Annotated in this window: 13 protein-coding genes; 2 read left to right on the top strand and 11 right to left on the bottom strand. The window is 62.1% G+C overall.

All coding sequences use genetic code 11. The features are described 5' to 3' along the window. Positions 1–5: 5 nt before the first annotated feature. From PVV54_RS24470 to PVV54_RS24440, 7 genes are all read right to left on the bottom strand, one after another. Entirely contained in the window at positions 6–191 is a 186-nt protein-coding gene (locus PVV54_RS24470) for a hypothetical protein (protein WP_274907659.1), read from the bottom strand. After that, on the bottom strand, positions 188–1,300 hold the full coding sequence (locus PVV54_RS24465) for a PepSY-associated TM helix domain-containing protein (RefSeq protein ID WP_274907658.1): 1,113 nt from the start codon (positions 1,298–1,300) through the stop codon (positions 188–190). The genes PVV54_RS24470 and PVV54_RS24465 overlap by 4 nt, the downstream gene beginning before the upstream one ends. A gap of 156 nt (positions 1,301–1,456) precedes the next feature. Beyond that, complete coding sequence (locus PVV54_RS24460) at positions 1,457–3,892, bottom strand: TonB-dependent siderophore receptor (RefSeq protein WP_274907657.1); 2,436 nt, start codon at positions 3,890–3,892, stop codon at positions 1,457–1,459. 139 nt (positions 3,893–4,031) lie between these two features. Then, positions 4,032–4,988, bottom strand: coding sequence for a FecR domain-containing protein (locus PVV54_RS24455; RefSeq protein ID WP_274907656.1), 957 nt, complete (start codon positions 4,986–4,988; stop codon positions 4,032–4,034). After that, positions 4,985–5,503 carry an RNA polymerase sigma factor gene (locus PVV54_RS24450; protein WP_274907655.1) on the bottom strand — a complete coding sequence of 173 codons (519 nt, stop codon included), beginning with the start codon at positions 5,501–5,503 and terminating at the stop codon, positions 4,985–4,987. The genes PVV54_RS24455 and PVV54_RS24450 overlap by 4 nt, the downstream gene beginning before the upstream one ends. 124 nt (positions 5,504–5,627) lie before the next feature. After that, on the bottom strand, positions 5,628–6,338 hold the full coding sequence (locus PVV54_RS24445) for a 3'-5' exonuclease (RefSeq protein WP_274907654.1): 711 nt from the start codon (positions 6,336–6,338) through the stop codon (positions 5,628–5,630). Continuing rightward, on the bottom strand, positions 6,335–8,272 hold the full coding sequence (locus PVV54_RS24440; RefSeq protein WP_274907653.1) for a putative nucleotidyltransferase substrate binding domain-containing protein: 1,938 nt from the start codon (positions 8,270–8,272) through the stop codon (positions 6,335–6,337). The genes PVV54_RS24445 and PVV54_RS24440 overlap by 4 nt, the downstream gene beginning before the upstream one ends. Before the next feature lie 186 nt (positions 8,273–8,458). On the opposite strand from PVV54_RS24440, the gene PVV54_RS24435 reads away from it, so the two are divergent. Then, positions 8,459–8,908, top strand: coding sequence for a response regulator (locus PVV54_RS24435; protein WP_274907652.1), 450 nt, complete (start codon positions 8,459–8,461; stop codon positions 8,906–8,908). A gap of 76 nt (positions 8,909–8,984) precedes the next feature. Here PVV54_RS24435 and PVV54_RS24430 read toward each other — a convergent pair whose 3' ends face one another. Continuing rightward, positions 8,985–11,162 carry a malate synthase G gene (locus tag PVV54_RS24430; RefSeq protein ID WP_274907651.1) on the bottom strand — a complete coding sequence of 726 codons (2,178 nt, stop codon included), beginning with the start codon at positions 11,160–11,162 and terminating at the stop codon, positions 8,985–8,987. Between the two features lie 455 nt (positions 11,163–11,617). Here PVV54_RS24430 and PVV54_RS24425 point away from each other — a divergent pair, with 455 nt between their 5' ends. Continuing rightward, a complete protein-coding gene (locus PVV54_RS24425; protein ID WP_274907650.1) occupies positions 11,618–12,136 on the top strand; it encodes a glycine cleavage system protein R in 519 nt (172 codons plus the stop codon). Between the two features lie 111 nt (positions 12,137–12,247). On the opposite strand, the gene rarD is transcribed toward PVV54_RS24425, so the two are convergent. The 3 genes from rarD to PVV54_RS24410 form a co-directional block, all read right to left on the bottom strand. Next, the gene (gene rarD, locus PVV54_RS24420) at positions 12,248–13,135 is read right to left on the bottom strand and encodes an EamA family transporter RarD (protein ID WP_274907649.1); all 888 of its coding nucleotides are present in this window, start codon (positions 13,133–13,135) and stop codon (positions 12,248–12,250) included. Between the two features lie 64 nt (positions 13,136–13,199). Beyond that, on the bottom strand, positions 13,200–14,174 hold the full coding sequence (locus PVV54_RS24415; protein WP_274907648.1) for a serine/threonine protein kinase: 975 nt from the start codon (positions 14,172–14,174) through the stop codon (positions 13,200–13,202). A 102-nt stretch (positions 14,175–14,276) separates the two neighbouring features. Next, positions 14,277–15,041, bottom strand: a complete 765-nt coding sequence (locus PVV54_RS24410; RefSeq protein ID WP_274907647.1) for a TOBE domain-containing protein — start codon at positions 15,039–15,041, stop codon at positions 14,277–14,279. Positions 15,042–15,066: the final 25 nt, after the last annotated feature.

The raw sequence follows: 15,066 nt of genomic DNA, 5'->3' as shown, positions 1-15,066 counted from the left end.
CTAGTTCAGGCGCGTCGGTACCCGAACAGCGCCCGCAAGCTCAAGGCGGCAGGCAGGCCCAGCCCGACCCACGCCAGCACGTCCCAACCACCGTCGCCCAGCAGCGCGGCGAACAACCCGGCCAAGCCAAGCAGGGTTATCAGCAGTGGCCAGGCGAAAATGCGTCGTGTCGATTGCGAAGCGTGGCTCATGTGCGTGCCTCTTTTGATTTGCGCTGTTTGCCCCACCACAGGTACAGGCCGCTGCCGAGCACGATGATGGTCAGCACATCGAGTATCGCCCAGAGTATCTGCATGGGGCGCCCGCCGTAGTCGCCAAAGTGCAGGGGCTGTGACAACAGCAGGGCATCCATGTACCAGGGGCGTTCGCCAACGGCAGTCACAGCCAGGGTTTGCGCATCAATCAGCACCGGGGTCAGCAGGTGCGAGGTCAGGTGCGTGGAACCTTTCATGAACACTGCGTAGTGATGCTCGCTGGAAAAGCGCGTACCGGGGAATGCAATGAAGTCCGGGCGCATACCGGGTGCTGCCCGTTCGGCAATTTCCAGCAGGTGTGTGGCCGAGGCGCGCTGGGTGAGTGGCGCGGCGTTCTGATACGGTGCAACCAACGTTGCCAGGCTGTCATTGCGCCAGGCGGCAATGACCAGGTCGGAGAGGGCGTTGATGACACCGGTCACGCCTACGGTCAGCGCCCACGCCAGCGTGACGATACCAATAAGGTTGTGCAGGTCCAGCCAGCGCAAGCGGGTGGACTTTTCGTGGCGTACGGTGGCGAATTTCAGACGGCGCATGAAGGGGGCGTACAGCACAGTCCCGGATACGATCGCGAGCACGAACAGCACGCCCATGAACGCCAGTATCAGCTTGCCGGGCAAGCCGGCGAACATGTCCACATGCAGGCGTAGCATCAGCATCATGAAGCCGCCGTTGGCGGCGGGCATGGCCACGGCCTCTCCGGTACGGGCGTCGAGCATGAAGGTGTGCGAGGCGTTGGGTTCGGTGCCGGCGGTTGCGGCCATGATGGCCACCACCCCGTTGGGTTCGTCCTCGTCGTAGCCGAAGAACTGCATGGCTTCGCCAGGGCGATGTTGCTCTGCCTTCAGCTCGAGCTGGTCGAGGTTGAGGTGCGGTGTAGTGGCGGGCATCTCGCGCAGTTCGGGCGCTTCGCCGAGCAGGTGTTCAATTTCGTGATGGAAGATCAGCGGCAGGCCGGTGAGGGCCAGCAGCAGCAAGAACACCGTGCAGACCAGGCTGCTCCAGGTGTGGATGAGGGACCAGCGGCGGATGGTGGCGCTTTTCATCTTGGTTCCGGTTTTTGCCTGAAGGCCTGGAGGCTGCTGCGCAGCCTTTTCGCGACACAAGGCCGTTCCCACAGGCGAACGCAATTACCTGTGGGAGCAGCCTTGCCGGGGCGCCGGACCGGTCGGAATGGGGCGCAACGCGCCCCCCCTGCTACCTCAGAACTTATAGGTGGCACTGGCAACAACGCTACGCTCATCTCCGTAGTAGCAGTAGTAACTGTCGCAGGTGGAAATGTAGTCCTTGTCGAGCAGGTTGGTGGCTTTAACCGCTACCGACGCGCCTTCGAGGCTGTTGCTCAGGCGGCCCAGGTCGTAATGCACCGACGCATCGAACACGGTGTAGGCGTTGGCCTTGCCCAGGTAGGTATTGGCCTGGTCGCCGTAGGTGTTGCCGGTGTACCGCGCGCCTGCACCAATGCCGAAGCCGTCAAGCACGCCGCTGTGCCAGGTGTAGTCAGCCCACACGGAGGCTTGCTGGTTCGGCATCAGTTGCAGGCGATTGCCTTTGTACAGGCCGTCCTGAACTTCGGATTTGGCGAGGGTGTAGGCGGCGATCACCTTCAGGTTTTCGGTGACATCCGAGACCGCTTCAAGCTCCAGGCCGCGTACTTTCACTTCACCCGTCTGGCTGGTGACAGTCACGTTGCCGACGTTGTTGGTAACCGAGACGTTCTTCTGGGTCAGGTCATATACCGCTGCCGACAGCAGAGTGTTGGAGCCCGGTGGCTGATACTTGATGCCCAGCTCCCACTGCTTGCCTTCGGTTGGTTTGAACGAGTTGACCGGGTCGGCACTGGCATTGCTGGTTGGCTGGAACGACTCGGCATACGACAGGTAGGGCACAAAACCGTTGTCGAAGACGTAGCTGATTGCAGCGTTGCCGCTGAAGTTGCTGTCGCGTTCGGTGTTGGTGGCATCGCCCTTGTTGAAGAACTTGGTGCCGGTGTGCACCCAGTCTTCACGGCCGCCCAAGGTCAGGCGCCAGTTGCCCAGGGCCATCTGGTCCTGCACATACACGCCGGTCTGGCGGGTTTTCTGGTCGTAATCGTAGTACGCAGTGGAGCGGTCCGGGCGAACGATCGGCACGGTGTTCACCGGGTTGTTGACGTTGATGCTCGAGGCGCTGCCGAAGATTGACAGGTAGTTGGTGTTACTGCGCTGGTGGTCCAGGCCGATCAACAGCGTGTGCTGGATCTCGCCAGTGCTGAAGTTGCCCTGGAAGTTGTTGTCCACCGCGAACTGGCTGATGTCTTCATCGACGTTGGTGGTACCACGGCCGATGTTGCCGTCTGCGTCCAGTTCGTAGCCCGCCAGGCCCGGGATATAGCTGTTGACGGTGACGGTCTGGAAGGCCAGGTCCGACTTGGTGTAGCGCAGATTCTGACGGAAGCTCCACACATCGTTGAAGCGGTGCTCGAAGGCGTAACCCAGCGCGTAGTAAGTGCGGTCGTAGAACTCGTAGTCTGGGTCGCCCAGGTTCTTGTGGTGGGAAATCTTGCCGAACGGCGAGTCCAGCTTGGTGCCCTGAATCGGGCGGAACTGGCTGGTGACGCCGGTATCGTCACGGGTGAACTGGGTGAGCAAGGTCAACGTGGTGTCGTCGTCGATGTTCCAGGTCAGGCTCGGGGCGATGTTGTAGCGCTTGTTATCGATGTGATCGATTTGTGTGCCGCTGTCACGGATCACGCCGCTGACGCCGTACAGGAACCTGCCTTCATCGTCGATCTTGCCGGTGCTGGCGAAGTTGATCTGGCGATGATTGTCGCTGCCGTACTGCACTTCGATTTCGTGGCTGCTTTGGGCTTGCGGGCGGCGGCTGACCATGTCGAGCAGGCCACCTGGCGGGGTCTGGCCATAGGTCGAAGAAGCCGGGCCGCGCAGCAGGGCCAGGCGGTCGAGGTTCCAGGTTTCCGGTTTCGGGTTGGCGTACACACCGCGCGGCAGCGGCAGCCCGTCGAGGAACTGGGTCGGTTCGAAGCCACGAACGCGCATCCAGTCGTAGCGGGTGTCGCTGCCGAAACTGGCCGACACGATGCCGGGCATGTAGCGCACGGCGTCATCCAGGCTGTGTACGTTGCGGTCGTTCATCTGCTCGCGGGTGGCAACAGAGATGGAGCGGGGTGCTTCAACCAGCGCGGTGTCGGTCTTGCTGCCAGCGGCTGTGCGCTTTGCGACATAGCCCTCTACCGGGCCCCAGGCGCTTTCGCTGATGCTGGAGGCATCAACCGTAGTGGCTGGCAGCGCAACGCTGTCTTCCGGTACGGCAACCAGGCTGTAACTGCCGACGCTGCTTTGCTGCAACTGCAGGCCGGTGCCACGCAAGGCCGCCTGCAGGGCGCTGAGGCCGTTGAACTGGCCGTTCACCGGTGCCGACGTGCGGCCACTGACCAGCGCCGGGTCGATGGCCAGGGCAATACCCGACTGGCTGGCGATCTGGTTCAGGGTCGTGGCCAGCGGTGCGCTGGGCAGGTTGTAGGCACGCGGGGCGGACTGCTCGGCGGCGAACAGGGCAGGGCTGGCCAATGGGGCGGCAACAGCGATGGCCAAGGCCATCAGGCTTGGGCGCAGGATACGATCAACAGCACGGGACATGCAGCGGCTCCTCGACGGATAAGTGCTAACTGCTTCCTTGCCGAGCGAGATTTGGAAAGTGACAGGGGGGATGGATAATTTTTTCAGGGTTGGCCCCGCGAAGGGGCCAGCACAGGCAACTCAGCACCTCCCAGGTGTTTTATCTGGGGACGACGGTCACCCACCATGGCGTGTGTTGCTCGACTTTCACCGGTAGCGCCGGTACCAGCGAAGCCAGTGCCAGGTCGGTATCGGTCAGCGGGAAGCTGCCCGTTACGCGCAGGTCGGCAATCTCATCCGCCACACCCAGATGCCCATTGCGGTACTTGCCCAAGGTGGCCAGCAAATCGGCCAGGCGTACGTTGTCGACCACCAGCATGCCGCGGGTCCAGGCATCGGCCCCGGCGGGCACTGGCGTGACCCGGCTCAGCCCGTTGGCACTCATCAGCACCTGCTGGCCTTCGCGCAGTACCTGCTCGTCACCGCTGTTGAGCGGCATGGCGGCCACAGAGGATTGCAACACTTCAAGGCGCGTGCCCTGGGCCTCGCGGCGTACCAGGAAGCGCGTGCCCAGTGGGCGCAGGCGGCCATCGTCGGTGCGCACCAGCAGCGGGCGCGGGTCTTCGTGGCCGGTTTCCACCGAAATTTCGCCTTGGTGCAGTACCAGCACGCGTTGGTCGCCTTCGTAGTCGATGTCTACGGCGGTGTGGGTATTGAGGCTCAACAGCGTGCCGTCTTCCAGGCGCAAGGTTCGCAGTTCGCCAGTGGCTGTGCGTTGGTCGGCCAGCCAGTAGCTGGGCGACAGTGATGGAGCACCGACCCAATTCAGCAGCGAGCCCAGCAGGAGCATGCATGCCAGCCCGCTGCCAGCCTTGCCGATTCGTCTGCGCAGGCTTACCCGAGATTGCACCAGCGCTTGGCGCGCAGGCCCCGCGGCAGCACTGACGCGCTGGTCGAGCACGCTCAGTTGGCGCCAGGCGCGGGCGTGTTCTTCGCTGGCGGCATGCCAGCGCATGAAGGCGTTTTGCTCGTCGGCTGTGCCGCTGTTGTCATCCAGGCTCAGCTTCCAGGCGATGGCGTCTTCGAGCACCTGAGCAGAAACGGGCGTGTTGTTCATGTCGGTTGGCCATAAAGGGCCACGTAGCATTGGCGCATGCCTTGGGCAATGTACTGGCGCACCCGCGACACCGAAACGCCCAGGCGCTCGGCAATTTCCGCATGGCCCATGCCGTCCAGGCGGTTGTGCAGGAAAGCGGCGCGGGCTTTGCTCGACAGTTTGCCGAGCAGGCGGTCGATGGCTTTGAGGTCTTCGAGGATCAGATGCTGGATTTCGGGAGAGGGCTGTTCGGCTTCCGGCATCCGGGCCAGCTCAGCCAGGTAGGCTTGCTCCAGCGCGGCGCGGCGGAAATGGTCGAACATCAGCCCCTTGGCAACGGCGGCCAGGAACGCGCGGGGTTCGCGTGGAGTGTCCAGTTGTTCACGGCCTAGCAGGCGCACGAAGGTGTCCTGGCTCAGGTCTTCGGCACGTTGGCGGCAGGCCATGCTGCGTTGCAGCCACGCAAGCAGCCAGCCGCGGTGATCGCGATACAGCGCACCGACCAACTCGGCATGTGGGCGTTGTGCAGAAGACAAGCCGAGTCCCCCCGGAACCAATGCATTAACTAACGATAATTATTCGCGATTGTTGCAGAGGACGGGGGCGGGGCGCAATGGACGCCTATCGGAATGCCATTATCGTTGCGCGGCCAATTCAGCCTTAGAGGCCGTGGTTGTGGGCATTGCGGCGCCGCCAGCCGCGTAGCCGTTGCTCCAGTTGCAAGGGGCTGTCCAGTTGCTGGCGACGGGCCTGGCTGAACAGGATCAGTGCCAGCTCAGCTGTAACCAAGGCATCGGCACTGGCGTGGTGGCGTTCGTCCACTTGCAGGCCGAAACGCGCCACCCAGTCGTCCAGGCCCGCTTCGCGCAGCACCGTATCAGGGTTGAGCATCGGTGCCAGTTCGGCCACGTCAAGGAACGGGTGCAGCAGGCGGTAGCCCAGGCTTTCTTTAAGGGTTCGGCCCAGCATGCGCTGGTCAAACGCAGCGTGGAAGGCCAGTAGCGGGCTGTCCCCGATGAAGTCGAGCAGGTCGAGCAGCGCCTCGGTCGGGTCGCTGCCGGCAGCCAGTGCACTGGGGCCCAGCCCATGAATCAGTACGCTGGCATTGGTCTTGTGCAGTGGGCGACGCAAGGTGCGTTCGAACTGCTGGGAAAAGTCGATGGCACCATCTTCGATCGCCACCGCGCCAATGGATAGCACCTGATCGCGGCTGGCGTTCAGGCCGCTGGTTTCCAGGTCGAGTACCACCCAGCGCTGTTCGCGCAAGGCACACACACCCAGCGGCTTGGCCTTGGCCATGCCGGCCAGGCGATGGCGCAGGCTATCGTCCAGCAATGGGGCCGCCGGGCGCAGCCAAGTGAACAGGCTCATAGTTGATACCGCAGGGCCAGGCTGCTTTGCAGGCGCTGGGCCTGGCGCAGCGATTCACGCAGGATACGGCGGTCCAGGTGGTTGAGGCTGTCCGGGTCGAGGCGGTTGGAGTAGGGCAGGTTGTCGCGCGTTTGCCGCTGGTGCTGTTGCATGCGGGTTTGTTGAATGAAGTGGTAAGCCTCCTCGTACGCCGCACCATCGAGCGTGTCGATCACGCCCTTGGCCACCAGTTGGCGCAGGCGCTCCAGGGTGTTGCATGCGCCTATGCCGTTGGCCAGCGCCAATATGCGCGCACCGTCCACGAATGGGGTTAGCCCCTGAACCTTCAGATCAAGGGTGGCCGCTTTATCGTTGCCCTGGCGCGTCAGCACGAATTCGCGCAGGCGCCCAACCGGTGGCCGTTGCCGCAGAGCGTTGTCGGCCATCATGCGTTGGAAGATGCGGTTGTCTGCCACCTGCTCGAGCATACGCTGGCGCAGTTGCTCACAGCCTGCCTCATCACCCCAGACGACGCGCAGGTCAAAGTAGATGCTTGAACCCAGCAGGTTTTCCGGGCTGGCCTCGCGAATGAAACCGGCAAAACGCAACGCCCACTCCGTGCGGGACAGGCACAACTGCGGGTTGCCGGCCATCACGTTGCCTTTGCACAGGGTAAAGCCGCACTGGGCCAGGCACTGGTTGATGTGCTGGGCCAGCGGCAGCAGGCGGGCGCGGATGGCTTCGGCCTCGGTGCTGTTGGCTGCTTCGAACAGGATGCCGTTGTCCTGGTCGGTGTGCAGCGTCTGCTCGCGGCGCCCTTCACTGCCAAAGCACAGCCAGCTGAACGGCACGCCAGGGTCACCCCGCTCGGCCAACACCAGTTCGATCACGCGGCACACGGTATGGTCGTTGAGCAGGGTGATGATCTGGGTGATCTGCGTCGAGGATGCGCCGTGGGCGAGCATGCGCTCGACCAGTTGCCCGATCTCGCCACGTAGCGATACCAGCGAGTCCAGGCGCGGCGCATGGCGGATGGTGCGCGCCAGGTGCACAAGGTCGACCCGCTGCAGGGAAAACAGGTCGCGCTCTGACACCACGCCGCACAAGCGCTGGTTGTCCACCAGGCACACGTGGGCAATGTGCCGCTCGGTCATGGCCATGGCCGCATCGAAGGCGCTGGCTTGCGGGCTCAGGTAGAACGGGCGGGTGGTCATGTGGTGTTCGATACAAGCACCAAGGTCTGCATCGGCTGCGGCTACCACCTGGCGCAGGTCACGCAAGGTGAAAATGCCTACCGGGAAGCGCTGCGGGTCGACCACGACAATGCTGCCAACCTGCTGCTCATGCATCAGGCGCACAGCTTCACGCAGTGATGTCTCCGGCGTGCAGGTCACCGGATGGCGCATGGCCAACTCGCCCAGTGGCGTGTTTAACGAGTATTGGGTACCCAGTGTTTCCACTGCCCGCTGACGCACCTGTTGATTGACTTGGTCCAACAGGCTGCTGACCCCGCGCAGGGCAAAATCCCGAAACACATCGGACATTGAAAACACGCGGATGAAAGCGGATTTGTTCAGTTGCAGGCAAAAGGTGTCTTCACCGGCCAGGTGTTCGGTACGGGTGGCGCGTTCGCCAAGCAGCGCAGCCAGCGGGAAGCATTCACCCGTGGCGATCTCGAAGGTGGTTTCCACACCCGGTTTGACCAGATGCTGGCGCTCACCGACCACACGGCCCTGCTTGACGATGTAAAAGTGCTCGGCGGGGCCGTCGGTTGGCTTGATGATGCTCTCGCCACTGGCATAAAACCGCAGCTGGCACTGCTCCACCAGGTACGCCAGGTGGCTGTGCTCCATCTGATTGAACGGCGGGAAGCGCTGCAGAAATTGCAGGGTACCCTGAATGTTCTGCAGAACGGCGGTTCTGCCCACCTGGTTGTAGGCGTCCTTTTTGCTCATGAAACTGACCGTATCGCTACGCCGAACTATATATATCTATATATAGGTGCCGGCCTTGTTGTTCTCGGCCCCCATGGTCGGCTGGAGACCGTGCGGTGCCCATTGGACGTAAGTCTATGAGGGTGGTGTGAACAACGTCACAAGGTGTGGTCCTACGGGTGAATACTAATTTCTGACGAGACGGCCATGGTTGAGCATGACGACATCCTGAGTGACGCCGAGCGTAAGGCCTTGGCTAATTTGAGTGCCCCCGTTTCGCCTCGGCCGATGGTTCTGGTCGTTGATGACAACCCGGTGAACAGGGACGCGCTCAAGTGGTATCTGAAGAGCAGGGGCATCGAATGCATGACTGCTGACGGTGCGCAGGATGCCATGTTCAAACTCCACTACGAACCACGTATTGCGTTGTTGATTACCGACCTGCGCATGAAACCCGAGGACGGCATGGATCTGATCCGGCAGATCCGGGAGTCGGAGCGGGCTGCGTTGTCGATCATCGTGGTGTCGGGCGACAACGATGTGAAGGCGAGAGAGGCGGTGGACGTGATGCACCTGGGGGTGGTGGATTTCTTGTTGAAACCGGTGGATTTGGAGGAGTTGCTGGGGTTGGTGAAGAGAGAGTTACGGATCGAGTGATTGTGTGGAGGCATTCGCGGATAAATCCGCTCCTACAGGTTGTACCTGTAGGAGCGGATTTATCCGCGAAGGGGCCTTACAGCCCGTTACGCGCCTTGAACTCGCGACGACGGCGGTGCAGAACCGGCTCGGTATACCCGTTCGGCTGCTTGGCACCCTCAATCACCAGTTCGATGGCCGCCTGGAACGCGACGTTATCGTCGAAGTTCGGTGCCATTGGGCGATACAAGGCATCGCCAGCGTTCTGCTTGTCGACCACCGCGGCCATGCGCTTGAGGCTTTCCAGCACCTGCGCCTCGCTGACCACGCCATGGCGCAGCCAGTTGGCCAGCAACTGGGCCGAAATGCGCAGGGTGGCGCGGTCTTCCATCAGGCCGACGTCGTTGATGTCCGGCACCTTCGAGCAACCCACGCCCTGGTCGATCCAGCGCACGACGTAGCCAAGAATGCCTTGGGCATTGTTGTCCAGTTCGTTGCGGATTTCATCAGCCGACCAGTTGGTATCGGCGGCCAGCGGGATGGTCAGAATGTCGTCAACCGACGCCGGGGTGCGGGACGCCAGCTCACGCTGACGGGCCTGTACATCGACCTTGTGGTAGTGCAGGGCATGCAGCGTTGCAGCAGTCGGCGACGGAACCCAGGCGGTATTGGCACCAGCCAGCGGGTGAGCGATTTTCTGCTCGAGCATGGCGGCCATCAGGTCCGGCATGGCCCACATGCCTTTGCCGATCTGCGCACGGCCTTGCAGGCCAGTGGCCAGGCCCACGTCGACGTTGTTGTTTTCGTAGGCGCCAATCCACTTCTCGTTCTTCATGGCGCCTTTGCGCACGACGGCGCCGGCTTCCATGGAGGTGTGGATTTCGTCACCGGTGCGGTCGAGGAAACCGGTGTTGATGAACACCACGCGCTCGGCGGCGGCTTTGATGCAGGACTTGAGGTTGACCGTGGTGCGGCGTTCCTCGTCCATGATCCCGACTTTGACGGTGTTGCGTGCCATACCCAGCAGGTCTTCGACGCGGCTGAAGATCTCGGCGGCGAACGCCACTTCTTCAGGGCCGTGCATCTTCGGCTTGACGATGTAAACGCTGCCAGTGCGGGTGTTCTTGCGGCTGGTGTTGCCTTTAAGGTTGTGCAGGGCGACGAGGTTGGTGAACAGGCCGTCCTGGATACCTTCAGGGATTTCGTTGCCTTGGGCATCGAGAATCGCCGGGTTGGTCATCAAATGGCCAACGTTGCGCACGAACAGCAGCGAACGGCCGTGCAGGGTTACGCTGCCACCGTTAGGTGCGGCGTACTCGCGGTCCGGGTTCATGGTGCGGGTGAAGGTTTTACCGCCTTTGCTCACGCTTTCGGCCAGGTCGCCTTTCATCAGGCCCAGCCAGTTGCGGTAGACGATGACCTTGTCGTCAGCGTCGACAGCGGCGACAGAGTCTTCGCAGTCCATGATGGTGGTCAGGGCCGATTCCATCAGGATGTCTTTCACGCCGGCTGCATCAGTGCTACCGACCGGGGTGCTGGCATCGACCTGGATTTCGAAGTGCAGGCCGTTGTGCTTGAGCAACACGGCGGTTGGCGCAGCGGCATCGCCGTGGAAGCCGATCAGTTGCGCGTCGTCACGCAGGCCGCTGTTGCTGCCGCCTTTGAGCGAAACGACCAGCTTGCCGCCTTCGATGCGGTAAGCGGTAGAGTCGACGTGGGAACCGGCCGCCAATGGCGCAGCTTCGTCGAGGAAGGCGCGGGCGAAGGCGATAACCTTGTCGCCGCGAAGCTTGTTGTAGCCTTGACCTTTCTCGGCGCCACCTTCATCACTGATGGCATCGGTGCCATACAGGGCGTCGTACAGCGAACCCCAACGGGCGTTGGCGGCGTTCAGGGCGAAGCGTGCGTTCATCACCGGCACGACCAGCTGTGGGCCGGCCATGTGGGCGATTTCTTCGTCCACATTCTGGGTGGTGGCCTGGAAATCGTCGGCTTGTGGCAACAGGTAGCCGATTTCCTGGAGGAAGCTCTTGTAGGCTACGGCGTCGTGGGCCTGGCCTTTGCGTGCCTGGTGCCAGGCGTCGATCTTGGCCTGCAGCTCGTCGCGCTTGGCGAGCAGGGCTTTGTTCTTGGGAGCGAGGTCATTGATGATCTTCTCGGCACCCGCCCAGAACTGCTCGGCGACGATGCCGGTCCCCGGAATGGCTTCGTTGTTGACGAAGTCGAACAGGACCTTGGCGACCTGAAGGCCACCGACTTGAACGTATCCAGTCATTGCTTGCCTCACCTCTGCTCAGCTATTTCGCTTTCGCTCTTCTTTATTAAGCCTGTAGCGCTTCTCTAAACACGGCACCAGTGCTTGCCCTCGTGGCTACGAGCGCGGCTGGGTGCGGCTCGCCAGACGGGCTGGCGGGCGGTTGGCGTATTTTCACAGGCGCCTTGGCAGACATCGAAACGACGTTTTGTAGTCCGCGTCGACGCATACTACATGAAGCAGCAGGCAGGTGAACATCAGACTAAAAGCGTCGCTCTGCGACCGTGTGGTCGCTTGGGGTCACGCTGGGAGACAGTATGTTCGCAAAAAACTGGTGGATTGTTCCAGATAAATCTTGAAACAGTACACGATTAATTGCGCGGATTGCCCTGCGGCAGGTTGCCGCGCCTTGCCTATACTGATGCGACGCCCCGCATTCATGCCGCCTGGCGCGGCTCGGCACAGAGGAAAACCCTGTGGATCATCTTGTACTCACTGTGATTGCGCCTGACAAGGCCGGCCAGGTCGAGCGCATTGCCCAGTGCATTGCCGACCATAACGGTAACTGGCTGGAGAGCCGCATGTCGCGCATGGCCGGGCAGTTTGCCGGGATCTTGCGGGTGGCGGTGCCGGCAGAGAATTACGAAGATCTGGTGAAGGCTTTAGAGAAACTTTCAAAGCATGACATTCGCGTGCTGATCGCGGAAAGCGGTATCGAACCTTCGTGCACCTGGAAGCCGATTGCAATGGAGCTGGTCGGTAATGACCGGCCAGGGATTGTGCGGGACATTACCCGGTTGCTGGCAGAGCAGGGGGTGAACCTGGAGCGGTTCACCACGGAGGTACGCCCGGCGCCGATGAGCAGCGAGCCGCTCTTCGTTGCCGATGCCCTGCTGGCGTTGCCGTTGACGCTGTCGCTGGACGACTTGCAGCGCAAGCTGGAAAGCCTGGCGGATGACTTGATGGTGGAACTGAAGCTGCGACCAGAGGATTGAGCAACTTTTAGGGTTATCCCGATTTAACGGGGAAGGCCCTGTGGATAACCTTTGGAGATCATGCTGCAGGCCACAAACGGCGTGGCCTGCAAGGTGTTGATTGTTTTTTGATCAGGCGCGTTTGCGCAGGCTCAGCCAAGCATCGACGCTGTACAGCGCCAACCCCGCCCAAATGCACATGAACGCCACCAGGCTACTCAGCGACAAGTGCTCATCAAACAACAACACCGCCTGTAACAACACCAAGGTAGGCGCCAGGTACTGCAAGAACCCCAGCGTGGTGTAGGGCAGGTGGCGCGCAGCGGCGTTGAAGCATACCAACGGCACCAGCGTCACCGGCCCTGCCGCCATCAACCAGAGCGCCTCGCTGCTGGTATAGAAGGCGCCCTGTGCGCTCATGGCGGTGGGGTTGAGCAGCAGCCAGCCCGCGGCCAGCGGCACCAGCATCCAGGTTTCCACCACTAGGCCAGGCAGCGCTGCGACCGGCGCCTTTTTACGAATCAGGCCGTAAAAACCAAAGCTCAACGCCAGCGCCAGCGATACCCAAGGCAAGCTGCCGGCTTGCCACACCTGCTGCGCCACGCCCAGCGCGGCCAGCCCCACGGCCAGCCATTGCAGGCGCCGCAGGCGCTCTCCCAGCAGCAGCATGCCGAGCAATACGTTTACCAGCGGGTTGATGTAATAACCCAGGCTGGCTTCGAGCATGCGGCCGTTGTTCACTGCCCACACATAGGTCAGCCAGTTGAAGGCAATCAGTGCGCCACTCAGGGCAAGAATGGCCAGGCGCTGAGGGTTTTCACGCAGCTCGCGCCACCAGCCAGGGTGTTTCCACACCAACAGCAACAGCGAGCCGAACAGGGCAGACCAAAGCACCCGGTGGACGATGATTTCCACCGCCGGGATGCTCTGGATGGCTTTGAAATACAGCGGGAACAAGCCCCAGATGATGTAGGCGGTAAGGCCAAGAATGTACCCGCGGCGCGGGTTTGCGGCGTGCATGCAGAATCCTTGCTTAGGAAGCTAAATAAAGCGACGCCTATTGTAGACAGAGCTGCTGACACATCTAGAACAATTTCAGCGGCGCTTCATCCAGTGCCGCCAATTGCTCGCGCAGGGCGAGAATCTGGTCGCCCCAGTAACGTGGCTGGCCAAACCAGGGGAAGCTTGGTGGGAAGGCCGGGTCGTCCCAGCGGCGCGCCAGCCAGGCGCTGTAGTGGAGCTGGCGCAGGGCGCGCAAAGGCTCGATCAGTGCCAACTCTCGCGGGTCGAAGTCATGGAGTTCGTTGTAGCCGTCGATCAGTTCGGCCAACTGCCCCAGGCGCTCCTCGCGGCTGCCCGCAAGCATCATCCACAGGTCTTGCACGGCCGGCCCCATGCGGCAATCGTCAAGGTCGACCATGTGGTACACCTCATCGCGGTGCATGAGGTTGCCAGGGTGCAGGTCGCCGTGCAGGCGGATTACCTGATGGGGCGTGCGTGCATAAACGTCCTCGACGCGCTTGAGCAGGTCGCGGGCGACCGATTCGAATGCAGGGAGTAGCTCTTTGGGGACGAAGCCGCCGTCGAGCAGCGTGTTCAGCGAGGCATGGCCAAAGTTGTCCACAGCCAGCGCCTCACGGTGCTCGAAGGGGCGCATCGAGCCCACGGCGTGCAAGCGGCCAAGCAATTGGCCAAGGCGATAGAGTTGATCGAGGTTGCCAGGCTCCGGCGCGTGGCCACCACGGCGGGGGAACAGGGTGAAGCGAAAGCCCTGGTGTTCGAACAGTGTCTGGCCTTCATGTTGCAGCGGCGCCACCACGGGCACTTCGCGTTCGGCGAGTTCGGCGGTGAAGCGGTGTTCTTCAAGGATGGCCTCATTGCTCCAACGGCCAGGGCGGTAGAACTTGGCAATCAGCGGCTGTGAATCTTCGATACCCACCTGATAAACGCGGTTTTCGTAGCTGTTCAGGGCCAGGACGCGCGCGTCGCTGAGAAAACCAAGGCTCTCGACGGCGTCCAGGACCAGGTCAGGGGTGAGGGTGTCGAAGGGGTGAGACATGATTGCTCCGGGGTGGGCGGCGTTGGAGCATGGTAACCCACATTGTCCACCCCAGCATGACGCTGCCCCTGTAGGAGCGGCTTCAGCCGCGACGCGGGCGACTCAGGCAGGTACGCCCAGCAGCACATAGGACGGATGAAACTGCGCACGCAATTGGCTACCGATACCCACGCCCTCGCGCACCAGCCACGGCCTTTCAGTCAATGCGCACAGCGTTTGCCCATTACCCAGCGCCAGACGCACCTCAACCGACTCATGCCCATCGTCCAGCACTTCCTCGACCGTGGTTGGCAGCACGTTGCAGCCAGGCTCGACCTCATCGCCAGCCCCCAGCAACTGCACCCACCCTGCTTTGAGCAACGCAATAACGACGCTACCCAGGCTCAACTCAAGCCGTGCCGTACTGTCATGGGTAATCAGCGCCTCGATTTCCAGCCCGCCGCCCAGTGCCAGGCTAACCCGATCATGCCGCCCCTCGCGCCGCAAACCATTGACCTGGCCCTGCAATTGGTTGCGGGCACTGGTGCGCAGCATCAGCCGCCCGAGCAGGTCGAGGTCGCTGGATTCTTCTGCGGCTTCAAGAATTTGAGCCTGCAGCGTTTGCAGCCGCTGATACAGCCTCAGCACCCGCTCACCTTCGGCCGACAACCGCGCACCACCGCCCCCGCGCCCCCCGGTGCTGCGCTCAACCAACGGTTGGCTGGCGAGGTTGTTGAGCTCGTCGATGGCGTCCCAGGCGGCCTTGTAGCTGATGCCGGCGGCCTTCGCCGCCTTGGTGATCGAGCCTTGCTCGGCGATGTGCTGGAGCAGGGCGATGCGCTGGGGGCGGCGGGCGATGTGTTGGGTGAGCAGTGCGGGCAGGGACATGTTGGCGCCTTTGTGGGACTGACCG

The sequence above is a fragment of the Pseudomonas sp. PSKL.D1 genome (genome assembly GCF_028898945.1).
Lineage (GTDB): Bacteria > Pseudomonadota > Gammaproteobacteria > Pseudomonadales > Pseudomonadaceae > Aquipseudomonas.
Note: the sequence above shows the minus strand (reverse complement) of the source record. Positions and strands in the feature narration are given on the sequence as shown.